Origin of the sequence: Ponticoccus litoralis (assembly GCF_039769985.1) — a bacterium.
GTDB classification, from domain to species: domain Bacteria; phylum Pseudomonadota; class Alphaproteobacteria; order Rhodobacterales; family Rhodobacteraceae; genus Ponticoccus; species Ponticoccus litoralis.
This window is the reverse complement of record NZ_JBDNCH010000002.1, coordinates 3,451,207-3,476,457: the sequence shown is the minus strand read 5'-3', so window position 1 is coordinate 3,476,457 and position 25,251 is coordinate 3,451,207. Positions and strand designations below refer to the sequence as shown.

Here is a 25,251-nt window from a genome sequence, read left to right as displayed (position 1 = left end):
GGCAAGGACCAATGGCATGGGCCGACTGATCAAATGGCTGTTTTATCTTCTGGTGCTGGGCGCGATTGCCCTGGTGGCCTATGCCTATGTCGGGCCGTTCTTCGGCGCCGACTTCAGCCCGCCGCAATCCGAGATCCGCGTCCCGGTGGAGCTGGATGAGAACTGAGACCCGTGCGATCCTGCTGGCCCTGCTGACGGCGGGGCCCGCTCTGGCGCAGGATGCGCCTGTGGCCGACAGCGCCACGCCCCCGTCGGTCGAGACCGCCCCGCTGGACGCGCCGAACCCCGGCGCCGCAGGGCTCTTGCCGCCCTCGGTGACGGGGCTGCCCGGCAGCCTGTGGCGGTCCTCGGACCCGGCGGTCCTGTCGACGCTGATCGCCGCGCTGGACCTTTCGGTGCCGGTGCTGCGGGAACAGATGCGCACGCTGATGCTGGCCGAGGCGGACCCGCCCGCGGGCGACGCCGACCTTGCGCATCTGACCGGGCGGCTGGGCTGGCTGGTGGACAGCGGCGCCGTCGAAGAGGCCCGCGCCCTGCTGGACCTGACCGGCGTGGACGATCCCCGGCTGTTCCGCCACTGGGCCGACCTGGGGCTGCTGCTGGGCCGGTCGGAACCGGTCTGCCAGACGCTGGAACGCAACCCGATGCTCAGCGACGACATGTCCCTGCGCATCTTCTGCACCGCCCGGGGCGGCGACTGGACCCGCGCCGCCCTGCTGTTGCGCACCGGCGAGACGCTTGGCGAATTGCGCGGGCGGCAGGTCGAGCTGCTGACCCGGTTCCTTGATCCCGAACTAGCAGAGGGCGAGCTCTTGCCGCCGGTGCGGCCCTCGCCGCTGGAATTCCGGCTGTTCGAGGCGCTGGGGGAGCCGCTGCCCACCGCCCCGCTGCCCCTGCCCTTCGCGGTTCTGGACCTGTCGGGCGACAACGGCTGGCGCGACCAGATCCAGGCGGCGGAACGGCTGGCGCGGGCGGGCAGCCTGCCGCCGAACCGCCTGCTGGGCATCTACTCGCTGCGCGAACCCGCCGCCTCGGGAGGCCTGTGGGACCGGGTCGAGGCCCTGCAGGCCTTCGAGCGGGCGCTGGAGCGCGGGGCGCCGGATACCGTCGGCCTGACCCTGCGGCAGGTCTGGCCGCAGATGGCCAGCGCCGGGCTGCTGGTGCCCTTCTCGCAGCTCTTCGCCGCGCCGCTGGCGACGGTCGAGGGGCTCGACCCGGCGGCGGCACGGCTGGCGGCGCGGGCCGCCTTCCTCTCGCCCGCCTACGAAGAGCTTGCGTCGGGCCTGACCGGCAACAGCCCCGAGATCGCCTTCCTGAGCGCCATTGCCCGTGGCGATGCGCCCGCCGCGCCTCTGCCGGACCTGCCCCATGCCGAGGCGATCGCCGAGGGCTTTGGCGAGGCCGCGCCCCCGCCGGTGCTGACAGAGCAACTGGCGCAGGGCCGCTTGGGCGAGGTGATCCTGCGCGCCATGGCGCTGTTTGCCAGCGGCGCGGCTGGCAACGGCGGCGACCTGACCGATGCGCTTGCCACCCTGCGCGCGGTGGGGCTGGAAGACACGGCCCGCCGCGCCGCGCTGGAACTGGTGCTGCTTGACGCGGAACGGGCGCGGCGATGAGCACCGCCCAGTGGATCCCCCGCTTCCTCGAAGCCATGGCCGCCGAGCGCGGCGCGGCGGGCAATACGCTGGCCGCCTACGAGCGCGACCTGACCCATGCCGCCGACTGGCTGGGCGATCAGGGCCGCGACTTTGCCACGGCGATGCAGGACGACGTCGAGGCCTACCTGGTGCATTGCGATCGCCGGGGGCTGTCGCGGGCCACGCGGGCGCGGCGGCTGTCGGCGATCAAGCAGCTGTACCGCTTCGCCTTCGAAGAGGGCCTGCGCGGGGACAACCCGGCGGTGCAGATCGCCGGGCCGGGCCGCGACAGGCGCCTGCCCAAGACCCTGTCGGTCGAGGAGGTGGACCGCCTGCTCGACGCGGGCGCGGCACATGGCCGGACAGCGGTCGACCGCAGCCGCAACGCCTGCCTGATGCAGCTGCTTTACGCCACCGGCATGCGGGTCACGGAACTGGTGTCGCTGCCGGTTTCCTCGGCCCGGGGCGATCCGCGCATGCTGCTGATCCGCGGCAAGGGCGGCAAGGAGCGCATGGTGCCGCTGTCGCCGCCGGCCCGCGCGGCGCTGGCCGACTGGCTGGTCCAGCGCGAGGCCGGCGAAGAGGCAAAGCAGGCAGCGGGCAAACCGCTGTCGCCCTTCCTGTTCCCCTCTCGCGGCAAGGCCGGGCACCTGACACGCCATGCCTTCTACATGGCGATCAAGGACTTCGCGGTGGCGGCCGGGGTCAGCCCCGCCAAGGTCACCCCGCACACGCTGCGCCATGCCTTCGCCACCCATCTGCTAGCCAATGGCGCCGACCTGCGGGCGATCCAGACCCTGCTGGGCCATGCGGATGTGGCGACGACCGAGATCTACACCCATGTCCTGGAAGCGCGTTTGCGGGCGCTGGTGCTGGATCACCACCCCCTGGCCCGCGACGGCTGAGAGCGGTTTCGCCTCGCTGCGCGAGCCGACCGGCGCGCCGCTGCGCGGCGCGCGGGCGGCCCCGGAGAAGACTGATCGGCGCTGGCGGAGCCGGGACATCATGGCCATCTCGCAGGGGGCTCTGCCCCCGGCCCTGCGGGCCTCCCCCGAGGGTATTTGGAAGACCAAAGAAGCAAGGGCCCGCGCCGGGGTGGCGGGTCGCGGTCCGGCGGGAAGTTTGACCCGCCGGGCTTGAACCGCCCCGGGCGGAGGCCCATAACCCTGCGAGGGGGCCGGACAGAGACCGGCCGCACCGCATCTATAGGGAAAAGACCTGATCCATGGAAACGGCTGGCAGCCTTCTCGATTCATCCTTCTGGTTCACCTCCGGGGCGATCCTGGCGCTGATCATGCTTTCGGCCTTCTTCTCGGGGTCCGAGACGGCGCTGACCGCCGCCTCGCGCGGGAAGCTGCGGGCGGCCTCTGACAAGGGGTCGGGCGGCGCCGAGAAGGCCCTGAAGATCACCGAGGACAACGAGCGGCTGATCGGGTCGGTCCTTCTGGGCAACAATATGGTGAACATCCTCGCCACCTCGCTGGCGACAGCCCTGTTCACCCGGCTTTTCGGCGAAAGCGGCGTGGCGCTGGCGACGCTGTTCATGACCTTCCTCGTGCTGATCTTCGCCGAGGTGCTGCCGAAGACCTATGCGATCACCAATCCCGAAACCGCCGCCGCGCGCGTGGCGGCGCCGATCGCCGTGGTGGTGCGGCTCTTCGCCCCCGTGGTCTCTGCCGTGCGGCTGCTGGTGCGCGGCGTGCTGCGCGTCTTCGGGGTGCGCGCCGATCCCGACAGCCACATCCTGGCCGTCCGCGAGGAAATCGCCGGGGCGCTGCAGCTTGGCCACTCGGAGGGTGTCGTCCAGAAGGAGGACCGCGACCGCATCCTTGGCGCGCTGGACCTTGGCGACCGGACGGTGGAAGAGGTCATGCTGCACCGCTCGAAGATCGAGATGATCGATGCCGACGCGCGCCCGCAGGAGATCCTGGGGCAATGCCTCGAAAGCAGCCACACCCGCCTGCCGGTCTACCAGGGCGACCCCGAGAACATCATCGGCGTGCTGCATTCCCGGGACCTGCTGCGCGCCATGTACCGCCTGGTGGACGAAGAGCGCCCGATGGCCGGTGTCATTCAGGACTTCAAGGTGACCGATGTCGCCATGAAGCCCTATTTCGTGCCCGACACGACCTCTCTGGACGAGCAGATGCGCCAGTTCCTGCGGCGCCGCACGCATTTCGCGCTGGTGGTGGACGAATACGGGTCGCTGAAGGGGCTGATCACGCTGGAGGACATCCTCGAGGAGATCGTGGGCGAGATCACCGACGAATTCGACCCGGATGCCGAGCACCCGATCCGCAAGGCCGAGGACGGCAACTACGTGATCGACGGCGCCATGACGATCCGCGACTTCAACCGGGCGACCGACTGGACGCTGCCGGACGACGAGGCCAATACCGTGGCGGGTCTGGTGATCTTCGAAAGCCAGATGATCCCGGCGGTCGGACAGGTCTTCAACTTCCACGGCTTCCGCTTCGAGGTGCTGACGCGCGAGAACAACCGCATCACCCGGCTGAAGATCCGCCCGCTGGACCCCGACGGCGGCTCTGCCTGAGCACGGGTGCCGTGCCGGGGCGTCGCGTCCCGGCTCGGCCCGTCACGTCAGGCCGCGACGCCCTCGCGCAGCGCGGGCGGCGGCACCACCAGATGCAGCCGGTAACCCGTGTCCGCCGCCGCAAGCGTCAGCTTTCCGCCGACCTGCTCTGCCGCGGCATGCATGAGCCGCTTGCCGATCCCGGCGCCCTCCTCTGCCTCCGCGACCTCCGCGACCCCCGCGCCCCTGCCATTGTCTTCGCAGAACAACTCCAGCCCCTGCGGCCCCTCGCCCAGGCGGATCGTCAACCGGCCTGCCTGAACGCCCGCGAAGGCATGCTTGAAGGAATTGGCGGCGAATTCGCTGATCACCACCGCAAGCGCCGAGGCCACGTCGGGCGCGATCCGCACCGGCGCCAGATCCTCGGCCAGCGTGACCGCTTCGGGCGCCTGGCTGCGCAACAGCGCCACGACCCGGCCAAGATAGGTGTCGGCGGGGATCTCGGAGCGCAGCTCTGACTGGTAGAGCGCCGAGTGCAGTTCCGCCACCGCCGTCACCCGCCGGGCCACCGCGTCCAGCATCTCTTTGGTTTCCGCCTCGCGGGCGCGGGCGCGGTAGAGCCGCACCAGAGACGACACGGTCTGCAGAGAGTTCTTCACCCGGTGGTCGATCTCGTCGCGCAGGATCTCTTCGTTCCGCAGCGCCCGGCGCAGATCCAGCTGGCGCATGACCTGATCGGCCATGACCTGCAGGGTGCGGCGCTGAAGCTCTGTCAGGCGGCGCGGCTGGGTATCCAGCACGCAGAGCGTGCCCAGCCGGTGCCCCGAGGCGGACTTCAGCACCGCCCCGGCGTAGAAGCGCATGTCCGACAGCTCTCCGCAGCACAGCGGGTTGCCCGCGGTCCGCGCATCGTCCAGCGTGTCGGGGATCTCGAACAGACTGTCGGCCTGGATCGCATGGGCGCAGATCGACTGGCCCAGAGGGGTCTGCGGGCTGTCCATGCCGACACGGGCCTTGAACCATTGCCGGTCCCCGTCGACGAGGCTGATCAGGGCGACCGGCGTGTCGAGAAGCTGCGCGACGAGGTTGACCACCTCATCGAACTCCGGCTCCGGCGCGCTGTCGAGGATCTCGTAGTCGTGCAGCGCGGTCAGACGCGCCGTTTCCGTTTCGGACAGGCCGGTCACACGGCACCCCTCAATCATCCCAAGGCGGGCACGGTAACCGCTTGGAACCGGAAATCAAGCGAGGCCGCGAGTGGCGGCCCCCACCGGCGTCCATCCGCCGCCGGGCTTGGCGGTCGGCCAGAGAGCCTGTCGCAAACCGGGCCGCCACCCCCTAGCCGTTGCAGGCGCAGCCCGGGCCGACACGGCAGGACTTGCTGGTCGAGATACAGGAATTGCCGCAGGCCTTTCCCTTGCGGCAGGTCTTGCAGCACCCCTGGGACAAGGCGGGACCGTTCATCAGGTTCTGCATCCGGAACTCGAAACTGGCCGGATCGACCGGCAGCTCTGGTGCCGTCACCCCCTCGGCCTGGGCCGCCCCCGCAAGCATGACCAGACATAAAACGATCCACCGCATCCCGAATCCTCCCATGGTTCGGAACACGTTAACCTTTCGTTAACCATTTGTGTCGCAGCGCGCCGTGAAAAGAGCGTTTACGGGCGCCCGGGCTCGGACGCGGCCCGCACCTTTTCAAGGTCAGGCGGGTAGCGGATGTCCAGCGCCGCCCGATCCAGCGCCCTTCCCGCGCAGGCGCGGGCGGCCTCGGCCACGCGCGGATCGCGGGCGGCAAAGCACACCTGCCGCAGGGCCACCTGAAGGGTGCGGTGCACGTCCAGGTCCTCGCCCGCGCAGCGGGCAATGGGGTCGAAGCCCGCCTCGAACAGCGTTTCCGGGTCCAGCCTGCGGGCCCAGATGCGCGGGTACTGCGGTTCCTCCATGGCGCCGACCCGCGCCGACGACAGGACCCGGGCCATCCGGTTGAGGATATCGATGGCCGTGCCGGGGTCGTTGATCCCCGGCGACAGCGCCTTGACCGCGACCTCTGCCAGAACCCGGGCGCCGAATGCCGGGTCTTCCTCGAAAGAGCGCAGTTCGCTCAGGGGCAGGCATTTGCGCAGCCGCTGCTCGGCCTCCTCGGAGAGGGTCTCGGCACAGTCGACATAGACCAGCGGCTCTCCATGCAGCAGGTACTGCCCGACCTCCGTCACCACGTAGACGCGGAAATCGGCGGCCTCTGCGGCATCCTGAAGCGCCGCCTGAAAGATCTGCTGAAGATAGCCGCAGCGGTCGGCGCGCAGCGGCCATGCGCTTTGCGGGATCTGCGCCTGCGCATCGTCCAGCGCATGGGCGCCGTGACAGGGCAGATCGGCGGCGCGGGTGACGGCGCGGGCCACTTCTGCCTCGATCTGCGCGGCGGTGAAGGTCAGGCTGCCAAGCCCTTCCAGGTGGACGATCCAGCGGATCAGCGAGACGACCACCATCCCCACGACCAGCAGAGACATGAAGAACAGCACCACGATCTCGCGCTCGTCGAAGAGCCCGGCGTGGCGCATGATGATGCCGATCAGCGAGAACAGGTAGGCGCCGAGGAAGTTCGCCAGCACGCTTTGCGTGACCGTGTCCTCGCGCAGGATCAGGTGGCTGCGCGGCGTCCAGAGATTGGCCGCCGAGATCAGCGCGTTCAGCATGATGGTCAGCGAGAAGGTCGTGACCGTCAGCATCGAGGTCGCGAGGATGTTCAGGATCGTATCCACGGCCTCGGCGCCCACCCGGCCCTTGAGGTCGAAGGGGATCAGCGGCGCGATCAGTTTCGACAGCAGCACCGCCACCACCGCGAAGACGGCAAAAAGCGTGACGCGCACATAGATCCGGCGCGACAGTTGGCGCAGCCGCTTGAGAAGGCTGTTCAGCACATGGGGCCCCTTCGTTCGTGAGATCGCCCGTCACGGACAGGCGGTTCCTGCCCAACTCTGGCCCGGAAATTCCGGTGAGGGAACAGGAGACTGGACACGGCCCCCTCCGCCTCTGCGCAATTGGTGGCGGCTGTTGCAGCCAGTACCGCCGGGAAAAACCTGGCCGGTCGAACCTCTTGTCGGGCGAAGGGCCCGGGTTCTCCTCCGGTTCCACCGGGCCTGGCGACGGGCGGCGATCAAAACCCGAACAGCAGCAGGACCGCCGCCGCGCGTCCCGGCCATGCGATGCGGCTGCACCAGGGGCCCCGTTACGTCACATGAAGATAACACCTCAACAATCTGAATTTATATACAAAACTTCCATAAATGGCGGGCGATCCGGGGGTAAGCTCCAAGATCCGCGCCCTTGCGCCCGATGGCACCCGGACTCACCGTGGCGCTGTCAGCAAGGCCGGGTTCGGCGGCACCGGACAGAGGGTCTGCATCTCTGGCGGGTATACCCACCCCGCGGGCGGCCTTGTCCTGCGGAGCCGTCAGCCGCCGAAAGCGATCCCCGAAGACCCCATCCCCGCCGCGCCGCGCTTCGGTCCCGCCGACCTTGGCATGCCGCACTGACATGGCGCTTTGTGAATGTTGCAGCGCAGCATGATGCGGCATTTTCTTGCGCAGACACAAAATATACTTGCCTTGTCACAAAGAGCGACCACACTTCGCGCAACTTTATGCTAGGGTGCGCGCATGCAGGACATAGCCATTCTTCTTCCCGCCGCTGGCGCAAGTTCGCGGATGCGCGGACGCGACAAGCTGACCGAACTGGTGGAGGGCACACCCCTTCTGCGCCGTCAGGCACAGCGGGCAATCGCAGCCGGAGCGCATGTCTGCGTCACCCTGCCCGATTACGACCACCCCCGGGCCAAGGTGCTGGCCGGGCTTCCCGTTCAGCTTGTGGCTGTACCGGACAGCGATCAGGGCATGTCCTCGTCTATCCGGCGCGGTATCGGCATGCTGCCGCGGGGCATCGTCGCCGCGATCATCCTGCCCGCCGATATGCCGGATCTGGACACCCAGGACATATCGCTGCTGATCACCGGCTTCCGCGCCACCCCTCAGCCGATGCTTCAGCAGGCGACATCCGAAGACGGCAGGCCGGGTCACCCGGTCCTGTTTCCGGCCGATTGCTTCATGGCCCTGCAACAGTTGACCGGAGATCAGGGCGCGCGGGATGTCCTGAAGACCAACGAACACCGGGTGCGACGGGTGGCGCTGCCCGGGGCCAAGGCGCTGACCGACCTCGACACGCCGGAGGCCTGGGAGGAATGGCAGGCGGCGCGCATATGCGCACAATAATGCGTTAAGTCAAAGCCTTGCCGTAAAGACCTAATGCAACGCATGAGTGCATACAGCCCGTTGAACCGCTGGCGCCACGAACTCTCGCTTGGACCAGACCTCTCTGACATTGGCGGCCTGGGCCTTGGCGTACATGAAGGGTGACGGGAAGTCCGAAACGATAATGACCGGCACCCGGCGCAAATTCCGGTCTTCCGCCAGTTCCGACACGAAATCCACGCCTCGCCCGTCCGGCAGGGAATTGTCGAGGAACAGGATAGACACGGTTCTTTCGCGCAGCCGCCTGCGCGCTTCGCCCAGATTGTGGGCAACGATCATCGGCAGCCCGGGGCAGCTTTTCCCGACGACGCGGCGCATCATGCGGCGGTCGAACGCGATATCGTCGACGATCAGGCAGACAGCTTTCTCAACAGCTTTCTTATCGGACATGATGCACCTCACGGTATCCATTGCCACCATGCGCCAGCTGCTTTGCGCTTCGATTAACGGGCCACCGCCGAGTCCCTAAAATTGAAACGGGGCGATCATCGCCGCCCCGTTTCACTGTGTTCCGTTCCTGCGCGCGAAGGGTCGACCGCGTCGCCGGAACGGGCTGCATATTCCGTTCCGGCGCGCCGGTTACTTCGTCAGAAGCGCGGCCTCGTGCTTTTTCAGCGAGCGGCGGGCAGAGCCGTAGGCCTTCAGACCCTCGGCATGCTCCAACTCGGGGAAGAGTTCGAGGATCTCTTCGCGCTGCGCGTTTCCGATGCCCTTGAGACTGTAGTCGCCGGGCTGGAAGCTTTCGGTCCAGGCGCCGTTCGACAGGATGACCTCGTGCTGGTCGAACATCACGTGGATGTAGGACACGCCGTTGGCCTCGACCTCGTCGACCCCGTCCAGACCGGTCAGGTGCTTGGCGGCCACAAGGACTTCGCGCTCTTCGAAATAGAGCGTCGTCTTGTCGTTGGCCACCAGCACGCGGTGGTTCGGAGAAACCAGCATGTCATGCTCGGGCAGGTTGTTCCCCAGCGCGCCCTGCTGGATCAGGATCGGCTTGAACTGCGGCTTGCGGGCCAGATCGAAGCCCGTCAGGTCCTTGCGGCCCACCCACTTGATTTCCTGGATGCCGTTGTCGCGGGTGATCACGCGGTCGCCGACCTCCAGATCCTCGACCAGACGCTCGCCGCGGGGCGTGGCGATCAGGGTGCCGGGGGTGAAGCAAGGCACGATTTCCTCGACCTCGATGGTGATCAGACCCTCGTCGGTCAGAGAGCCGTCGGTAACGGTATAGGGAATCGTCACGGTGCCGGTGAAGCCGGGCGGCGGCGTGTAGGTCACGGTGCCGTCGGGGTTCAGGGTCGCGGTGCCTTCAGAGGGCGTCCCGACCGAAGAGGTGGTCAGGTCGTCGCCGTCCGGATCGGTATCATTGGCAGCCGGATCCAGCGTGACGACCGTGTCGGGGTCGGTGGTCAGCTCGTCATCGACGGCGACCGGCGGGTCGTTCGAGGGCGGCGGCGGCGGCGGTTCCGTGCCGACGGTCACGGTCACGGTGCCGGTATCGCCAAGGCCGGTCGGATCGACGACTTCATAGGTGAAGCTGTCGGTGCCGGTGAAGCCAGCGTTCGGCGTGTAGGTCACGGTGCCGTCCGCATTGATGGTGACAGTGCCGTTGGTTGCCGGGCCAACGCTGTCCAGGCTCAGCGGTTCGCCTTCCGGGTCCGTGTCGTTCGCGATCGGATCCAGCGATACGGGCGTACCCTCGACGGTGGAGGCCGTATCGTCGACGGCGACCGGAGGCAGCTCGTCGTCCGCCATGCCCACCACGATACGCACCTCGGCGGTCGAGCTGAACTCGCCGTCGGTGATGGTATAGGTAAACACGTCGACCCCGGTGAAACCGGCGTTCGGCGTGTAGGTGAAAGAGCCATCCGCATTCTGAACGGCACTGCCATTGGCCGGGTCGGTGTTGCCGGTGATGGTCAGCACATCGCCATTCGGATCGACGTCGTTGCCCAGCACATAAAGCGTCGCGGCGGTATCCATATCGATGGACACCGAGTCGTTGACGGCGATCGGCGGCTTGTTCACATCGTCAACGTCGACGGTGGAAAAGAGCACGTCGGACACAAGCAGGGCCTGCGCCGAGGCATCGCCATTGGCATAGGCGATCTCGATACGGGTCACAGGGCCCGGGATCGACACCAGCACAGAGCCGGTGTCCGCGTCGTAATCGCCCTCGATGGTGCCGGTGGCCGTATCCCCGGCGACCGATACGGCGCTGGCCGGAGTCAGGGTCACGGGCACCTCGTTGCCCTTCGCGTCATAGGCCGTGACCGTGACGATATCCTCGGAACCCGGTGCCGCCAGCGGCCCGGTCCCCATCGGCACCGGCGTCGACGTCGTTCAGCCGGAAGGTCAGATCCTGCACGCTGTCGGTATAAAGACCGGTGCTGGTCGACCGGAAGTCGAAGCTGACCGTCGAGGTGTCGCTTGCCCCCAGCGTATTGTCACCGAACAGCTTGAGGTGCGAGTTCGGGTTGATGCCCTCACCGGCGGCAACGTAACCGTCCGCGCTGAAGGTGAAGGCCTGCGTACCCGGAGCCAGTTCGTTGTATGTGATATCTACGGCAACGCCCCCGGTATCGACGGTGGCAGAAATGCCCCCGGTGTCCGTGACCTGCGTGCCAAAAGGCCCCAACGCGCCCCAATTCAAAGTCAAATCAGCCATCTTACGACCCTTTTACTCCTCAAAACGGGGTATGCCCGTTCCGCCAGGCGCGGCAACAATGCCCGCGCATAGCCCGTTTCGTCACGCGCCCGCCTTGGCTGATGAATTGCGAAGTGATCACGTTCCCCGGCCCACGTTTTTTCTTGCGTGGACGTAGATCGCCGTCGCGGCAACGGGCGTTACATCGCCCTCGCTTCACTTCGCATCCTTTCGCGATGCGAGCTGTTCAGCGAGCCGCCCCCGTGGCCAGCAGTCTTCACCCCCCAGTCGGGCTTGTGCCTATTAATACGGCGAATGGATCAACTGGGAAGGGGGAAATTCCGAGAACCAGGTTGCCAAGCGCCGCTTTTCCACGCGAGCCGAACGAAAACCAGCCCGGCTTGCGGATCGATCCGGCTTCATTGTCCCGGGCGGAGAAACACTAGAAACCTGTAAACGCTTTGCCTTTCCCGGTTTCCGCCTGTGGCGCGGCCAGCATTGCCGAACACCCGGTCGCCACTGTCATGGTTGCCGCAACAATCCCCTGGGGCGGTCAATCGCCCTTCGGTCCGCCCCGATCCCGCCGCATATCCGGGCAATTTGTTCCGCGCGCGGCACCAATGAACACGCATGACGGGAATTGGCCTGGACGGCCGCCCGCAAAGGTAAACAAGTCGCGAATCATTCGATTCGATTTGCTGCGGATAGGGGCACGCCGAGCGCCGCATCGCCGCCCGTTCGCGGGCCATGGCGCGGCGCCGGATCAGGCCTCGCCGGTCTCCGTGAAGCAGGCCGGGAAAGCGTCGCGCAGGTGTTCGAGCCGGGTGATGGTTCCCGCCAGATGGCTGCGCATGGCTGCCGTGGCGGCGTCGCAATCCCCCGCGGCGATGGCCTCGACCACGGCCCGGTGCGCGGCGACGATGCTTTGCATCTTGCCGCCCTCGGGCAGCTCCAGCCGCTGGCAGCGCATCAGGTGGCCCATGTGCCGGGCAACCATGTGGTAGATCTTCTCGACCCCCGCCGCCTCGAAGAGCGTGCGGTGAAAGCTGCGGTCGAGTTCCGAGAACATGTCCATCTGTTCGATGTCGCCCACCAGGACCTCTTGCAGGGACAACAGGCTTCGCGCGCGGCGCAACAGGGCCGGGTCCGGGTCTTCGGCCAGGCGGCGGACCACCTCGGTTTCCGCCGCGACGCGCAGGAAATGCGCCTGCTCCAGCTCTGACTGGTCGATGCGCGTGACCACGGTGCCGGATTGCGGGCGGATGCGCACCAGCCCGTCCTGCTCCAGCGCCTGAAGCGCCTCGCGGATCGGGGTCAGGCTGACGCCGTATTCCGCCGCCAAGTCGGCCCGGCTCAGCACCCGGTCCGGCGCAAGGTCGAAGTGCAGGATGCGCGCGCGCAGATCCTCGTAGACGGCCTCGGGGGCCGAACGAGAGGCCCGGTCGGCCAGCAGGCCCTGAGAGGAATGGCGTTGGATCATGGCGTTCGACCGCTGAGAACACAGGCAAATGGTTAACGCAAGGAGAACAGGATTGATCGGATTATTCAACTAATATATTAGTTATTGCAGGGTCGCGTCTTGGAGGATGACGCCCCTGCCCATCGGGACATTTCAAGGGAGGAAACTTAATGACTTTCAAGATGATGGCAGCCGCGTCTGCCCTGGCTCTCGCAGCCGGAATCACCGGCTCGCAGGCGGATGCAGCGGACCGCGTGCTGAAGATCCAGACCTCTTCGAACGCCAGCCACGCCTCGCTCGCCTATCTGAACGAAGAGTGGGTACCCAAGCTCGAGGCCATGACCAACGGCGCCATCACGGTCGAACTGCTGCCCATCGATGCCGTCGTGCCGCGCCGCGAAACCGCCGAGGCAATCGCCGTGGGCATCCTCGACGGCGACCTGACCTCGATCAACTATTTCGCCGGCATCGACCCGGCCTTCGCGCTGATGGGCGACCTGATCGCGGGCTATGACAGCGCCGACCAGATCCAGGCCTTCTGCGCGCAGGGCGGCGGCAAGGAGATCCTGCAAAAGCTGTACGACGAGCACTTCGAGGGCGTCCATGTCGTCGGCTGCGGCGCCTATGCGCGCGAGGCCTTCGTGTCCAAGGTGCCCGTGCGCGGTGTCGCCGACCTCGAAGGCCTCAAGATCCGCTCGCCCGAGGGCCTGGCTGCCGACGTCTTCAAGCGCGCGGGCGCGGCGCCCGTGTCGATGTCCGGCTCGGAAACCTACGGCGCGCTGGAAAAGGGCGTGATCGACGCCGCCGACAACTCGGCCTATGCCAACAACGACGCCAATGGCATGCACAAGGTCGCCAAATACCCGATCTTCCCGGGCATCCACTCGACCCCGATCCTGCAATTCACCCTGTCCGACGCGGCATGGGAAGAGATCGGCGAGGCCAACCAGATCGCGCTCGAAACATGGTATCTGGCCGCCTACAACGGGCTGCGCCAGCACTTCGACCGCCTCGACCGCCAGCTTGTCGCCCGCGACAAGGCCGCCGGAGAGATCGAGGTCATCGACTGGCCGCAGGAAGAGCGCGACGCGCTGCGCGCCATCGCCGAACAGGCATGGTCCGACTTCGCCTCGCAGTCCGACCTCGCGAAAGAGGTCTATGACGCGCATATCGCCTTCATGAAGGAAGCGGGCCTCCTCTAGGGCCACCTGACCGCCCCCGGGCCGACCCCGGCCCGGGGTACTTCGAACCCGGACGCGCCCCGCGCCGCCGGGCTGCCTTGGCGCACGACCGGGCGCACGAGCCATCAGGGGGACAGGCATGGCCACCGAGTATCAGAGCAAACTGGACGAGACCGAGATCGAGATCGGAGCGCAGAATCCCGATCACGACGAGGTGCAGATCGCCATGGGCGACTACACCCCCGTCGACCATTTCAGCCATATCACCGGCATCGCCATATCCGTCTTCTACATCGTCGCGGCCATCGCCACGCTGATCGAGGTCTTCTCGCGCTACGCGCTGAACGCGCCGACCTTCTGGGCCTTCGAGACGGTCATGGTCACCGTCGCCGCGGCCTGGATGCTGTCGGCGGGCTATGTCACGCTGAAGCAACGCCATATCGCGATCACCGTCATCCACGGCATCACCACCCCGCGCACCCGCTGGTGGCTGGATCTCTTTGCCATGGTTGTCGGGGTCATCGCGCTGTACATGCTGCTGACCGACGCGCCGATCCGCGCCTATATCAGTGTCGAGCGGGTCGAGAAATCCGGCTCTGCCTTCAACTCTCCGCTGCCGATGATGATGAAGTCGCTGATGGTCATCGGCGCCTTCATGTATCTCGCGCAGCTGATGGTGAACCTGCACCGGCATGTCACCAGCGGGCCTGCGAAACTGGTCGTGAAGCTGGTCGCGGCCTATTTCGTGCTCTACTTCGTCTCGGCCTTCCTGTCCGAGGTCTTCGGGTTCGCGCCGGCACAGGCCTTTTCGGGCTTCATCAGCGATATCGGCAAGGCGATGGATCCGTCCAAGGCGCTGAACATGCGCGAAATGGGGCTGGGCACCGTCTCGCTGATCATGGTGGTGCTGCTGATCGCGCTGATGATGACCGGCATGCCGCTGGGCATCGTCACGCTGATCGTCTCTGTCATCATGGCGGTGGCCTTCTTCGGTCCGCGCGGGCTGTTCCTTGTGTCCTCGAACGCCGTGGGCCTGCTGGAGCATTACAGCCTCGTGGCCGTGCCCTTCTTCGTGCTGATGGCCTCGATCCTCGAACGGGCGGGCATCGCCGAGGATCTCTTCGACGCGATGTCGGTCTTTGCGGGGAACCTGCGCGGCGGCGTGGCGATCCAGACGACGGTTGTCGCCGTCATCCTCGCCGCCATGTCCGGCGTCATGGGCGGCGAGATCGTCATGCTGGGCCTCGTCGCCCTGCCCCAGCTGTTCCGGCTGGGCTACGACCGCAAGCTGTCCATCGGACTGATCTGCGCCGCGGGCGCCCTGGCCACGCTGATCCCGCCCTCGATCATCATGATCGTCTACGGCCTGCTCGGCCGAGGTCGGCATCGGCGATCTGTTCATGGCGGGCGCCATTCCCGGCATCATGCTGGCGGTCTTCTACGCGGGCTACGTGGTGATCCGGGTGAACCTGAACCCCAAGCTGGCCCCCACCGCCGCAGAGGTGGCGCAGATGACCGGGCGGGACAGCAAGCTGACCAAGGACCGGCTGATCGCCGTGGTGCTCTGCATCATCCTGATCGGCGCGGTCATGGGCTCGATCTACGGCGGGGTCGCCTCCGTGACCGAAGCCGCCGCCGTGGGCTGCGTCGGCGCGCTCTTCGTCGCCGCCGTGCGCAACCAGTTCAAGTGGGAGGTGCTGTCGGCGGCGATGCTGGGCACCATGACCACCGTGGGCACGATCATCTGGCTGGTGCTGGGCGCGGTCAGCTTCGTCGGCATCTTCAACCTTGTGGGTGGCGGCGATTTCATGCGCTCGCTCTTCCTGGACCTGGGCCTTTCGGCCATGGGGACGGTGCTGGTGATGATGCTGATCCTGATGATCCTCGGCACCTTCATGGAATGGATCGCCATCGTCCTGATCACCGTGCCGGTCTTTGCGCCGGTGGTCATGACGCTGGCCCCGGAACTGGGATTGACCGAGGATCAGGCCAAGATCTGGTTCGGCATCCTCTTCGTCATGAACATCCAGATCTACTTCCTGTCTCCGCCCTTCGGCCCGGCCTGCTTCTGGCTGAAGTCGGTGGCGCCCAAGGATGTGACCCTGCAGGAGATATTCATCTCTGTCCTGCCCTTCATCGCGCTTCAGATCATCGGTCTGGTGCTGGTGATGATCTTCCCGCAGATCGCGCTTTTCCTGCCCGAACTGCTGAACTGACACGGACCGCCGCCGCGTCCCGCGTGGCGGCCACCCCCACCCGACCAAGGAGACCGACATGATCGGACGCGACTCTAGACAAGACATCGACGGATACGGCGTCTGGCCCTGGCTGCTGGGTTTCGCCATGGTTGCCGTCATCATCTGGGTGATGTTTACCTTCGCCTCGCCAATCTCGTGACCACGACCCGGCGGCGCGCGGCCCGTACGGGCCCCGGCGCGCCCCGGTTCAGGCTTTCCACAGGACCGACCCACAGGACCCGCCGCCATGACAGACAGCCGCAAACGCCCCGAAGACCTCCGCTCGGCCCGCTGGTTCGCGCCGGACGACCTGCGCTCCATGGGCCACCGGTCCCGCGCCATGCAGATGGGCCTCGACGGCGCCGACTGGGAAGGCAAGCCGGTGATCGCCGTGATCAATACCTGGTCCGACCTGTCGCCCTGCCACCACCACCTGCGCGACCGCGCCGAGTTCGTGAAGAAGGGCGTTTACCAGGCCGGGGGCATGCCGGTCGAGATGCCGGTGCATTCCTTCAGTGAGCAGTTCCTGAAACCGACCTCGATGCTCTACCGCAACATGGGTGCGCTCGAGGTCGAAGAGACGCTGCGCAGCCATCCCATCGACGGGGTCGTGCTGCTGGGCGGCTGCGACAAGTCCACGCCCGCGCTGGTCATGGGCGCGGTCAGCATGGGGCTGCCCTTCATCTTCCTGCCCGCGGGCGCGATGCTGCGCGGCAATTACGCGGGTGAAAAGCTGGGCTCCGGCACCGACGTCTGGAAATACTGGGACGAGCGGCGCGCTGGCACCATCGGCAAGGAGCAGTGGGACGGCGTGCAGGGCGGCATCGCGCGCAGCTACGGCACCTGCATGACCATGGGCACCGCCTCGACCATGATGTCGATCGCCGAGGGCTGGGGCCTGACCCTGCCCGGCGCCTCGTCGATCCCGGCGCCCGATGCCGGTCACAAGCGCATGTCGGCGGCCTGCGGGCGGCGCATCGTCGACATGGTCTGGGAGGATCTGACCCCCGACAGGATCATGACCCGGGAGTCCACCCGCAACGCCGTCACCGTCGCCATGGCCACGGGCTGTTCGACCAACGCCATCATCCACCTGATCGCCATGGCGCGGCGCGCGGGCATTCCGCTGACGCTGGAACACCTCGACGAGATCGGCCACAGGACGCCGGTGCTGGCCAACCTGCGGCCCTCGGGCAAGGACTACCTGATGGAGGATTTCTTCTACGCCGGTGGCCTGCCCGCGCTGATGAAGGAACTGGGCGACAAGCTGGATCTTTCGGTGACAACCGTGACCGGGCGCAGCCTTGGCGAGGACATCGAGGGCGCGCAGAACTACAACGACGACGTGATCCGGCCCCTGTCGAATCCGGTCTACCACGAAGGGTCACTGGCGGTTCTGAAGGGCAACCTTGCCCCGGACGGTGCGGTGATCAAGCCCGCCGCCATGGACGCCGAGTTCCAGAAGCACGCAGGCCCCGCCATCGTCGCCGACAGCTATGCGCAGCTGAAAGAGATCATCAACGACGAAAACTACCCCATGACGCCCGACAGCGTGATGGTGCTGCGCAACGCCGGGCCGCAGGGCGGGCCGGGGATGCCGGAATGGGGCATGATCCCGATGCCCAAGGCGCTGCTGAAACAGGGCTACCGCGACATGCTGCGCCTGTCGGATGCGCGCATGTCCGGCACCTCTTACGGGGCCTGCATCCTGCATGTCGCGCCCGAGGCCTTCGTCGGCGGTCCGCTGGCGCTGATCCAGACCGGCGACATCATCGAGATCGACGTGCCCAACCGCGTGCTGAATGTCCGCCTGACCGAGGCAGAGCTTGCCGCGCGCCGCGAAACATGGACCCCGCCGGACCCGCGCTTCGAACGGGGCTACGGCTACATGTTCTCGAAGCATGTCGAGCAGGCGGACAAGGGCTGCGACTTCGACTTCCTGCGGACCGAATTCGGCGCCCCGGTGCCGGAGCCGGAAATCAACTGATGTCGCTTGACCCGACCGCCTCACGGGAAACCTTCGGAGACTTCCATGACACATGACCTCTCGCGCGCCCTGACCGGCGTATCGGGCATCCTTGCCACCCCCTTCGACGAGGCCGGAGAGATCGCGCCCGACCTGCAACGCGCCATCGTCGACCGCGCCGTGGATGCGGGCGTGCATGTGCTGACCGCGAACGGCAACACCGGAGAGTTCTATTCCCTGACGCTGGACGAGGCCATGGCCATGGTCCACGCCTCGGGCGCGCATATCGACGACCGCGTGCCCATGGTGGCGGGCGTGGGCCGGGGCGTCCGGGACGCGCAGGCGCTGGCAGAGGCCTCGGGCCTCGCCGGAGCCTCGGCGCTGATGATCCACCAGCCGCCCGACCCCTTCGTGGCCCCGCGTGGACTGGTGCATTACGTCGAGGCGGTGCGCGAGGCGGGCGACGGGCTGCCGCTGATCCTGTATCTGCGCAACGACGCCATCGGCACCGATGCGATCCGCGCGCTCTGCGCGGTCGAGGGCGTTGTCGGCGTCAAATGGGCCACGCCCAACCCGATGAAGCTGAAGGCCGCCATGGCCGCCTGCCCCGATCACATCACATGGACCGGCGGGCTGGCCGAGGTCTGGGCCCCCGCCTTCTACGCCGTGGGGGCCCGGGGCTTCACCTCGGGCCTGATCAACGTCTGGCCCGAGCGCTCGGTCGCCATCAACACCGCGCTGGAGGGCGGCGACTACGAAGAGGCCCGCGCCCTGATCGCCGAGATGCAGGTCTTCGAGGACATCCGCGCCGAGGATCAGGGCGGCGCCAACGTGCCAGGCGTCAAGGCCGCGCTGCAGCTGATGGGTGAGGACTGCGGCGCCGCCCGGCCGCCCGCCGCATGGCCGCTGAGCGACAGCCAGATGCGCCGCCTGACCGCCTTCATGACGGGCGCCGGACTGCTGTCCTGACCGCCCCCGACCCCGGAGAACGATCCCATGACCGACGTCAAACCCGAGACCATCGAGAAACTGCGCGACGTCTCTGTCGCCACCCTCGCCACCGCGCTCTTCAAGCGCGGATTGCGGCGTCAGGTGATCCAGGACGTGCGCCCGGTGCAGCCCAAGGGCCGCAATATGGTCGGCCCCGCCTTCACCCTGCGCTACATCCCGGCCCGCGAGGACCGCAACCAGCTGTCGGAATTCCGCCGCCCCGACCACCCGCAGCGCCACGCCATCGAAACCTGCCCCGAGGGCCACGTTCTGGTGATGGACAGCCGCCGCGATGCCTCGATGGCCAGCGCGGGCGACATCCTGATCACCCGCCTGATGATGCGCGGCGCCGAGGGCATCGTCACCGACGGCGGCTTTCGCGACGCCATGTGCATCGGCGCGCTGGAGATGCCCGCCTATCACAACCGGCCCTCGTCTCCGACGAACCTGACCAACAACGAGGCCATCGCCATCAACGAGCCCATCGGCTGCGGCGATGCCCCGGTCTTTCCGGGCGACATCCTTGTGGGCGACGACGACAGCGTGATCGTCATTCCCGCGCATATGGCCGACGAGATCGCCGACGAGGCCGTCGAAATGACCGCCTACGAGGATTTCGCCATCGAGCAGGTGCGGAATGGCGAGACCATCATCGGCCTCTATCCCGCCACGAAGGAAGAGAACCTCGACCGCTTCAAGGCATGGCGGCAGAAGAACGGGCGCTAGGCCATGACCTCTCCGGTGATCCGGCTGGACCCCGCCGACACTGTGGTGGTCGCGCGAGAGGATATCCGCAAGGGGACGCGGATCGAGAGCGAGGGCCTGACCGCCCTCGCCGACATCCCCGCCGGGCACAAGCTGGCGACGCGCGCCCTGCGCCGGGGCGAGCCGGTGCTGAAATACGCCACCGTCATCGGCTACGCGGGTGAGGATCTGGCGCCGGGCACCTATCTGCACACGCATAACGTCCTGGTGGACGAGATTCAGAAGGACTATCGCTTCGGGCAGGACTACCGCCCCGCCCAGCTGCTGCCGCAGGCAGAACGCGAGACCTTCATGGGCTATCGCCGCGCCGATGGCCGGGTCGGCACGCGCAACGTCATCGGCGTCTTCATCACGGTGAACTGTTCCGCCACCGTCGCGCGCAAGATCGCGCAGTACTTCGACGAAGAGCGGCTTGAGAACTTCCCCAACGTCGATGGCGTCGTGCCCTTCATCCACCAGCAGGGTTGCGGGATGGAGCAGACGGGCGAACCCATCGACCTGCTGCGGCGCACGCTCAAGGGCTACATCCAGCACCCCAATATCGCCGGTGCGCTGATCGTGGGGCTTGGGTGCGAGCGCAACAACCTGGAACGCTTCTTCGAGGCGACGGCGCTGGAAACCGGCACAATGCTGCGCAGTCTGCGGATGCAGACGCTGGGCGGCACGGCGGAGACCATCAGGCAGGGCCGCGCCATGGTGCGCGAAATGCTGACCGAGGCGAACAGGGCCACCCGCAGCCCCTGCTCTGCCGAACACATCAGGATCGGGTTGCAATGCGGGGGCTCGGACGGGTTTTCCGGGCTCTCGGCCAATCCCGCGCTTGGCCGCGCCGTCGACCGGCTGGCGCGCAATGGCGGCACGGCGATCCTGTCGGAGACACCCGAGCTTTACGGCATCGAACACACGCTGACCGCCCGCGCCCGGGACGAGAGCGTGGGCCGCGCCCTGCTCGACCGCATCCGCTGGTGGCTGGACTACACCGAGGGACGCGACGTGCAGATGCAGGGCGTCGTCGGTCCGGGCAATCAGAACGGCGGCCTTGCGAATATCGTCGAAAAGGCGCTGGGCGGCGCGAAAAAGGGTGGCTCGACCGGCATCGAAGCGGTCTATCGCTACGCCGAAAAAGTCGATCACAGCGGTCTGGTCCTTATGGATACACCGGGATACGATCCTGTTGCCGCCACCGGGCAAATCGCCGGCGGCGCCAACCTGATCTGTTTCACCACCGGGCGCGGAAGCTGCTTTGGCTCCTACCCCGCGCCGACGATCAAGCTGGCTTCGAACACGCCGATGTACAACCGGATGAAGGGCGACATGGATATCAACTGCGGCCCCGTCATCGACGGCACCGCCACGCTGGAGCAGATGGGCGACGCGATCTTTCGCAGCATCCTCGACGTGGCGTCCGGCCAGCGGACCAAGAGCGAGGCCCTGGGCGTCGGCGCCGAGGAATTCGCGCCCTGGCCCATCGGCGTGACCGGCTAGGGCATCCGGGCCAAACCGGGGTGCGGTCCCTGCCGCCCCGGAGGCCTTCTTCTCTGGACATTCCTGTCGCGGATAGCCCAAGTCAGACCCGAAACCCTGTAGGACAAGACATGCACGACCCGGCCCCTGCACACAGGCATCCCAGTTGAGCGACGCGCCCCGGCCAGCCACCGCCCCGGCGGCGGCGCACACCCCGGCCCCCCGGCCCTTCCTTGCCACCCTGCTGATGAGCGTCGCGGTCCTCGAACTGCTGGCGCGGTTCAGCGGCTCGGACCTGCTTCAACAGATCGCCTGGGGCCTTGTGCTGACGGTCGTGGTTCTGGCCGTGCGGCAGCTGACCCTGCGCGAGATCTACCTGCTGGGCGCCAGCGCGGTGCTGAGCGTTCTGGTGATCGTCACCCAGCCCGACCCCGGCACCATCCTGTCCGGTGCGATGGATCAGGCGGTCTTCCTGATGGCCTTCATCCTGCTCTTGGGGCTGTTGCAGGCTACGGCGCGATCCTCGCCCTCTGTCGAGATCCTCGGCGAATACCTGACGCGCCAGCCGCCGGGCCGCCGCTACGTTGCGCTGAGCGGCGGCACCTCTCTGCTGGCCGTGCTGTTCAACCTTGGCGTTGTCAGCTTCCTTGTGCCGCTGATCCAGCAGGGCATTCGCCGGGCGGGCGCCGACGACGGGCTGAACCCGCTGCGCGAACAGCGTCAGCTGTCGGCCCTGCTGCGCGGCTTTGCATGGTGCGTCACCTGGTCCCCCACCGCCTTCGCGCCGCTGATCGTGGCAGAGCTGATGCCGGGCGTCGAACGCACCGCCTGGATCGGTTACGGCTTCGCCTTCTTCATGCTGCTGATGCTGGTCGGGGCGCTGGAGGACAAACTGCGGTTCCGCGCCTACCGGCCCAGCGGCAAGCGCGCCGTCATGGCCTTCCCCCGGACCGCCGCGCTGCGCTTCGCCGCGACGACGGGCTGGTTCCTGCTGCTGGTGGTTTTCTTCGTCGAGGTCTTCGACGGCTCCATCGTCTTCGGCGTGCTCGCCGCCTGCCCCGTGATGATGGCGGGATGGCTGACCGCCCAGTTCGGCCTGCGCTCTCCGACGCTCTGGCCGGACCTGAAGGCCCGGATGCGCACCTTGGTGGTCGAGGAGCTGCCCGGCTCTCTGAACGTGGCGATCACGCTGGCCTGCTCGGGCTTTATCGGGCGCGCGGGTGCGGGGCTGACCCCGGCGGCAGAGGTCGCGGCCTTCCCGGGCCTTGGCGCCATGCCGGACTGGCTGCTGCTGTCGGCGATCCCGCTCTTCATCGCCCTTGTCAGCCTGCTGGCCCTGTCGCCCACGATGATGGCGGTCTTCATGGGGTCGTTCTTCGCCGCCCTGCCAGAGATGCCCGCCGACCCGACCCTGCTGGCCTTCTCGATCTCCTGCGGCTGGGCGCTGTCGATGACCTTTTCGCCCTTCGCCACCGTGGTTCTGGTGATCGCCCGCGCCTCGGGCCTGCCCGCCACGCGCCTGACATGGGGCTGGAACCTGCACTTCACCCTGATCGCGGCCATCTTGCTGGTGCCGCTGTTCGCGCTGCTGACCATGGGTGCCTAGCGGCCCCCGGGCCTGCCTCGCCCGGTTGCCGCTTGGCCCGGGCGATCCACCGGCGCATCGCTTCGCGGATCGCAACGGCCCGGACCGCTGTCGGGCAGTGCCATTCCGGCAGGATGCGCCGGTACAATGCGCGCGGCGCCGTCGCACCGGCCATCCCGGCCCCGGTCGTGCTGCGGGCAACGCTGACCCCATCGCCGGGCCCGTGGCTGATCCTGTTTTCCGACAATCCTCCGCTTTGGGTGATCACCGCCTTCATGACCGCCCACGAGGCCTGCGGCGCAACGCGCGGAAGACGGTCTTCCGCATGATCGCCTTCCTGCAACCTGGCTGGCTCTGGCGCTGGATCAGGCCATGGATCCCGGCCAGATGGCTGCGGTGGAAGCGACGCCTCGACTGCCGGATCGCGCGCTCGGTGGTCCGGCGCCGCCGCATGACCGTCCAGCAACGGACCGCCCGCAAGGCCCGCTTGCCGTTTCGGCATGCGGTCATGGTCGGGTCGCTGTTGCAGCCGCCGGGGCGCGGGCTGCGACGGGCCTACCGCAGCGGTCCGGCCCGGGGCAGACGCCGCGTCGACCCCCGCCTGCCGCCATCCCCGGACAGAGAAAGGGGCGCGGCACCCCTGTGCCACGCCCCCGTTTTTATCCCGATGCCATCGGCCCCGACCGCGCTGCGACCGGGGCGATGCCTCAGTTGATCAGCTTGGGCTTGGCCATGTGGGTGGCCTGCTTGGGCATCACGCCAAGGCGCTTGGCGACTTCCGTATAGGCATCCGCGAGGTTGCCGAGGTCATGGCGGAAGACATCCTTGTCCAGCTTCTGGCCGGATTCCAGATCCCACAGGCGGCAGCTGTCGGGGCTGATCTCGTCAGCGACCACAAGCCGCTGGAAATCGCCCTCGTAGACGCGCCCGACCTCAATCTTGAAATCGACCAGCTTGATGCCGACGCCATACATCAGGCCCGACATGTAGTCGTTGACCCGCAGCGCCAGCGCCACGATGTCGTCCATGTCCTGCTGCGAGGCCCAGCCGAAGGCGGCGATATGTTCCTCTGTCACCAGCGGATCGCCCAGCTTGTCGTCCTTGTAGCAGTATTCGACGACCGGACGCGGCAGCGGCGTGCCCTCTTCGATGCCAAGACGCTTGGACATCGACCCGGCGGCGAAGTTGCGCACGATGATCTCCAGCGGGATGATCTCGCAGGCCCGCACCAGCTGCTCTCGCATGTTCAGCCGCTTGATGAAGTGCGTGGGCACCCCGATGTTGGTCAACCCCGTCATGAAGAACTCGGACAGCCGGTTGTTCAGCACGCCCTTGCCCTCGATCACGTCCTTCTTCTGCGCATTGAAGGCGGTGGCGTCGTCCTTGAAATATTGCACGATGGTGCCCGGTTCGGGGCCTTCGTACAGGATTTTCGCCTTGCCTTCGTAGATTTTCTTACGCCGTGCCATTTCGGACCCTTCCAAACAGGAAAACCGCGCTGTGGGCGCGGTGTTGCGTTCTCTTACGTCAAGCAGGGGGCCACCGCAAGGGTGACGGCGCCGCGCCCCCCGGGGCAGGCCCGTGCCGCGCGCGACCGACCGGCCCCGATTGCCGCAGCGAAACCGCCAAGCCTTGCGAAAACGCCCCCGGAGCGTCATATCGAAAGGGAAACACCATCCCCGAGGGAGCGAGAGCGATGACCACCTTCGACGACCGCGAGACAGCGTTCGAAAACAAGTATGCCCATGACGAGGAAATGAAGTTCCGCGCCGAGGCGCGCCGGAACAAGCTGCTCGGGCTCTGGGCGGTCGAGATGCTGGGCAAGACCGGCGATGCGGCCAATGCCTATGCTGTCGAAGTCGTGAAGTCCGATTTCGAGGAAGCGGGCCACGAGGACGTGGTGCGCAAGGTCTCGGGCGATCTGGGCGATCTGGCCACCGACGACGAGATCCGCGGCAAGATGGACGAATTGCTGCTGGTCGCCAAGGACCAGCTGATGAAGGAAAGCTGAGCCGCCCCCTTTCGGGAATCTCGGTTCGGAATGCATGGCGCGCCCCCTGTCGGGCGCGCCTTTTCTTTGGGCCGGCCCCGCCGCAGCCTGGGCCGGGCGCCGCCGACATCCGCCGCGCGATCCTGCAACCGCCGGGCTCAGCCGCTCGACCGGGGACATCCGGGAAAGGGGCGCGCCGTTCGCGCATCCCGGACGCCCAGCCCCCCTGCACCGCACCGGTGGAGCCGCGCCGCCTTGCCCTGCCCCCGGCGCGTGCCTGCGCCGAATGTCCGGCGCCAGCGCGGGTCCGTTCCAAGGTTCCCGCCACGCCGATCCCGCCCCGGCCCAATACCCGCCCCCCCTGCGGGCCTGCCCCGGCCCGGCCCACGCCCCGGCCCTGCCCATCCCGCGCCCCGACCCCGGGGCACGCCTGTGCACAATATCCGGGCACCCGGCTTGCCATTCGCGCAGGCCCGTGACCACATGCCTCCGC

21 protein-coding genes and 1 pseudogene are annotated in these 25,251 nt (G+C 67.2%); 14 read left to right on the top strand and 8 right to left on the bottom strand.

The features are described 5' to 3' along the window. Positions 1-16: 16 nt before the first annotated feature. The 4 genes from ABFB10_RS18240 (at position 17) to ABFB10_RS18225 (ending at position 4,191) form a co-directional block, all read left to right on the top strand. Positions 17-166, top strand: coding sequence for a hypothetical protein (locus ABFB10_RS18240; protein ID WP_023850535.1), 150 nt, complete (start codon positions 17-19; stop codon positions 164-166). Next, positions 156-1,616 (top strand): hypothetical protein, encoded by a 1,461-nt coding sequence (locus ABFB10_RS18235; RefSeq protein ID WP_347167578.1) that lies wholly within the window; start codon positions 156-158, stop codon positions 1,614-1,616. Before ABFB10_RS18240 ends, ABFB10_RS18235 begins: the two co-directional genes overlap by 11 nt. Beyond that, positions 1,613-2,542 carry a site-specific tyrosine recombinase XerD gene (locus ABFB10_RS18230; RefSeq protein ID WP_347167577.1) on the top strand — a complete coding sequence of 310 codons (930 nt, stop codon included), beginning with the start codon at positions 1,613-1,615 and terminating at the stop codon, positions 2,540-2,542. Before ABFB10_RS18235 ends, ABFB10_RS18230 begins: the two co-directional genes overlap by 4 nt. Before the next feature lie 320 nt (positions 2,543-2,862). Continuing rightward, positions 2,863-4,191 carry an HlyC/CorC family transporter gene (locus ABFB10_RS18225; RefSeq protein WP_347167576.1) on the top strand — a complete coding sequence of 443 codons (1,329 nt, stop codon included), beginning with the start codon at positions 2,863-2,865 and terminating at the stop codon, positions 4,189-4,191. A gap of 47 nt (positions 4,192-4,238) precedes the next feature. On the opposite strand, the gene ABFB10_RS18220 is transcribed toward ABFB10_RS18225, so the two are convergent. The 3 genes from ABFB10_RS18220 to ABFB10_RS18210 all read right to left on the bottom strand — a co-directional run bounded on the left by ABFB10_RS18220 (position 4,239) and on the right by ABFB10_RS18210 (position 7,088). Beyond that, a complete protein-coding gene (locus ABFB10_RS18220; protein ID WP_347167575.1) occupies positions 4,239-5,357 on the bottom strand; it encodes a histidine kinase dimerization/phosphoacceptor domain -containing protein in 1,119 nt (372 codons plus the stop codon). Between the two features lie 151 nt (positions 5,358-5,508). Next, positions 5,509-5,751, bottom strand: coding sequence for a hypothetical protein (locus ABFB10_RS18215; RefSeq protein WP_347167574.1), 243 nt, complete (start codon positions 5,749-5,751; stop codon positions 5,509-5,511). Between the two features lie 77 nt (positions 5,752-5,828). After that, positions 5,829-7,088: a DUF2254 domain-containing protein gene (locus tag ABFB10_RS18210; RefSeq protein WP_347167573.1), complete on the bottom strand. Its 1,260-nt coding sequence runs from the start codon at positions 7,086-7,088 to the stop codon at positions 5,829-5,831. Between the two features lie 738 nt (positions 7,089-7,826). On the opposite strand from ABFB10_RS18210, the gene ABFB10_RS18205 reads away from it, so the two are divergent. Then, positions 7,827-8,435 (top strand): nucleotidyltransferase family protein, encoded by a 609-nt coding sequence (locus ABFB10_RS18205; protein WP_347167572.1) that lies wholly within the window; start codon positions 7,827-7,829, stop codon positions 8,433-8,435. Positions 8,436-8,465: 30 nt separating this feature from the next. Here the strand turns inward: ABFB10_RS18205 and ABFB10_RS18200 are convergent, their stop codons facing one another. The 4 genes from ABFB10_RS18200 to ABFB10_RS18185 form a co-directional block, all read right to left on the bottom strand. Further along, positions 8,466-8,864, bottom strand: coding sequence for a response regulator (locus tag ABFB10_RS18200; RefSeq protein WP_347167571.1), 399 nt, complete (start codon positions 8,862-8,864; stop codon positions 8,466-8,468). A gap of 189 nt (positions 8,865-9,053) precedes the next feature. Beyond that, positions 9,054-10,796 (bottom strand): Ig-like domain-containing protein, encoded by a 1,743-nt coding sequence (locus ABFB10_RS18195; protein ID WP_347168059.1) that lies wholly within the window; start codon positions 10,794-10,796, stop codon positions 9,054-9,056. Then, positions 10,735-11,142: a hypothetical protein gene (locus ABFB10_RS18190; RefSeq protein WP_347167570.1), complete on the bottom strand. Its 408-nt coding sequence runs from the start codon at positions 11,140-11,142 to the stop codon at positions 10,735-10,737. Before ABFB10_RS18190 ends, ABFB10_RS18195 begins: the two co-directional genes overlap by 62 nt. Positions 11,143-11,884: 742 nt before the next feature. Beyond that, positions 11,885-12,601 carry a GntR family transcriptional regulator gene (locus ABFB10_RS18185; protein WP_347167569.1) on the bottom strand — a complete coding sequence of 239 codons (717 nt, stop codon included), beginning with the start codon at positions 12,599-12,601 and terminating at the stop codon, positions 11,885-11,887. A 149-nt stretch (positions 12,602-12,750) separates the two neighbouring features. On the opposite strand from ABFB10_RS18185, the gene ABFB10_RS18180 reads away from it, so the two are divergent. The 8 genes and pseudogenes from ABFB10_RS18180 to ABFB10_RS18145 all read left to right on the top strand — a co-directional run bounded on the left by ABFB10_RS18180 (position 12,751) and on the right by ABFB10_RS18145 (position 22,789). Next, positions 12,751-13,782 (top strand): TRAP transporter substrate-binding protein, encoded by a 1,032-nt coding sequence (locus ABFB10_RS18180; protein ID WP_347167568.1) that lies wholly within the window; start codon positions 12,751-12,753, stop codon positions 13,780-13,782. 118 nt (positions 13,783-13,900) lie between these two features. Next, positions 13,901-15,977: pseudogene (locus tag ABFB10_RS18175) on the top strand (TRAP transporter large permease subunit). Positions 15,978-16,035: 58 nt separating this feature from the next. Next, positions 16,036-16,158, top strand: coding sequence for a dihydroxy-acid dehydratase (locus ABFB10_RS18170; RefSeq protein WP_347167567.1), 123 nt, complete (start codon positions 16,036-16,038; stop codon positions 16,156-16,158). A gap of 87 nt (positions 16,159-16,245) precedes the next feature. Then, the gene (gene araD / locus ABFB10_RS18165) at positions 16,246-17,985 is read left to right on the top strand and encodes an L-arabinonate dehydratase (RefSeq protein ID WP_347167566.1); all 1,740 of its coding nucleotides are present in this window, start codon (positions 16,246-16,248) and stop codon (positions 17,983-17,985) included. Positions 17,986-18,030: 45 nt separating this feature from the next. Beyond that, positions 18,031-18,933 (top strand): dihydrodipicolinate synthase family protein, encoded by a 903-nt coding sequence (locus tag ABFB10_RS18160; RefSeq protein ID WP_347167565.1) that lies wholly within the window; start codon positions 18,031-18,033, stop codon positions 18,931-18,933. 27 nt (positions 18,934-18,960) lie between these two features. Further along, on the top strand, positions 18,961-19,680 hold the full coding sequence (locus ABFB10_RS18155; RefSeq protein ID WP_347167564.1) for a ribonuclease activity regulator RraA: 720 nt from the start codon (positions 18,961-18,963) through the stop codon (positions 19,678-19,680). A gap of 3 nt (positions 19,681-19,683) precedes the next feature. Beyond that, positions 19,684-21,204: a UxaA family hydrolase gene (locus ABFB10_RS18150; RefSeq protein ID WP_347167563.1), complete on the top strand. Its 1,521-nt coding sequence runs from the start codon at positions 19,684-19,686 to the stop codon at positions 21,202-21,204. 145 nt (positions 21,205-21,349) lie between these two features. Continuing rightward, complete coding sequence (locus ABFB10_RS18145; protein ID WP_347167562.1) at positions 21,350-22,789, top strand: hypothetical protein; 1,440 nt, start codon at positions 21,350-21,352, stop codon at positions 22,787-22,789. 686 nt (positions 22,790-23,475) lie between these two features. On the opposite strand, the gene purC is transcribed toward ABFB10_RS18145, so the two are convergent. Next, on the bottom strand, positions 23,476-24,237 hold the full coding sequence (gene purC / locus ABFB10_RS18140; protein WP_206565919.1) for a phosphoribosylaminoimidazolesuccinocarboxamide synthase: 762 nt from the start codon (positions 24,235-24,237) through the stop codon (positions 23,476-23,478). A gap of 227 nt (positions 24,238-24,464) precedes the next feature. Between purC and ABFB10_RS18135 the strand changes: the two genes are divergently transcribed. Continuing rightward, positions 24,465-24,779, top strand: coding sequence for a DUF1476 domain-containing protein (locus tag ABFB10_RS18135; RefSeq protein WP_347167561.1), 315 nt, complete (start codon positions 24,465-24,467; stop codon positions 24,777-24,779). Positions 24,780-25,251 lie beyond the last annotated feature (472 nt).

Excerpts from the sequence above, each read along its gene's own strand:
- ABFB10_RS18185 (WP_347167569.1), bottom strand. The coding sequence starts at position 12,601 with ATGATCCAACGCCATTCCTCTCAGGGCCTGCTGGCCGACCGGGCCTCT.
- ABFB10_RS18160 (WP_347167565.1), top strand. The coding sequence starts at position 18,031 with ATGACACATGACCTCTCGCGCGCCCTGACCGGCGTATCGGGCATCCTT.
- ABFB10_RS18180 (WP_347167568.1), top strand. The coding sequence starts at position 12,751 with ATGACTTTCAAGATGATGGCAGCCGCGTCTGCCCTGGCTCTCGCAGCC.
- ABFB10_RS18135 (WP_347167561.1), top strand. The coding sequence starts at position 24,465 with ATGACCACCTTCGACGACCGCGAGACAGCGTTCGAAAACAAGTATGCC.
- ABFB10_RS18200 (WP_347167571.1), bottom strand. The coding sequence starts at position 8,864 with ATGTCCGATAAGAAAGCTGTTGAGAAAGCTGTCTGCCTGATCGTCGAC.
- ABFB10_RS18215 (WP_347167574.1), bottom strand. The coding sequence starts at position 5,751 with ATGCGGTGGATCGTTTTATGTCTGGTCATGCTTGCGGGGGCGGCCCAG.
- ABFB10_RS18235 (WP_347167578.1), top strand. The coding sequence starts at position 156 with ATGAGAACTGAGACCCGTGCGATCCTGCTGGCCCTGCTGACGGCGGGG.
- ABFB10_RS18170 (WP_347167567.1), top strand. The coding sequence starts at position 16,036 with ATGATCGGACGCGACTCTAGACAAGACATCGACGGATACGGCGTCTGG.
- ABFB10_RS18195 (WP_347168059.1), bottom strand. The coding sequence starts at position 10,796 with ATGGGGACCGGGCCGCTGGCGGCACCGGGTTCCGAGGATATCGTCACG.
- ABFB10_RS18225 (WP_347167576.1), top strand. The coding sequence starts at position 2,863 with ATGGAAACGGCTGGCAGCCTTCTCGATTCATCCTTCTGGTTCACCTCC.
- ABFB10_RS18205 (WP_347167572.1), top strand. The coding sequence starts at position 7,827 with ATGCAGGACATAGCCATTCTTCTTCCCGCCGCTGGCGCAAGTTCGCGG.
- ABFB10_RS18230 (WP_347167577.1), top strand. The coding sequence starts at position 1,613 with ATGAGCACCGCCCAGTGGATCCCCCGCTTCCTCGAAGCCATGGCCGCC.
- ABFB10_RS18240 (WP_023850535.1), top strand. The coding sequence starts at position 17 with ATGGGCCGACTGATCAAATGGCTGTTTTATCTTCTGGTGCTGGGCGCG.
- ABFB10_RS18190 (WP_347167570.1), bottom strand. The coding sequence starts at position 11,142 with ATGGCTGATTTGACTTTGAATTGGGGCGCGTTGGGGCCTTTTGGCACG.
- purC (WP_206565919.1), bottom strand. The coding sequence starts at position 24,237 with ATGGCACGGCGTAAGAAAATCTACGAAGGCAAGGCGAAAATCCTGTAC.
- ABFB10_RS18155 (WP_347167564.1), top strand. The coding sequence starts at position 18,961 with ATGACCGACGTCAAACCCGAGACCATCGAGAAACTGCGCGACGTCTCT.
- ABFB10_RS18150 (WP_347167563.1), top strand. The coding sequence starts at position 19,684 with ATGACCTCTCCGGTGATCCGGCTGGACCCCGCCGACACTGTGGTGGTC.
- araD (WP_347167566.1), top strand. The coding sequence starts at position 16,246 with ATGACAGACAGCCGCAAACGCCCCGAAGACCTCCGCTCGGCCCGCTGG.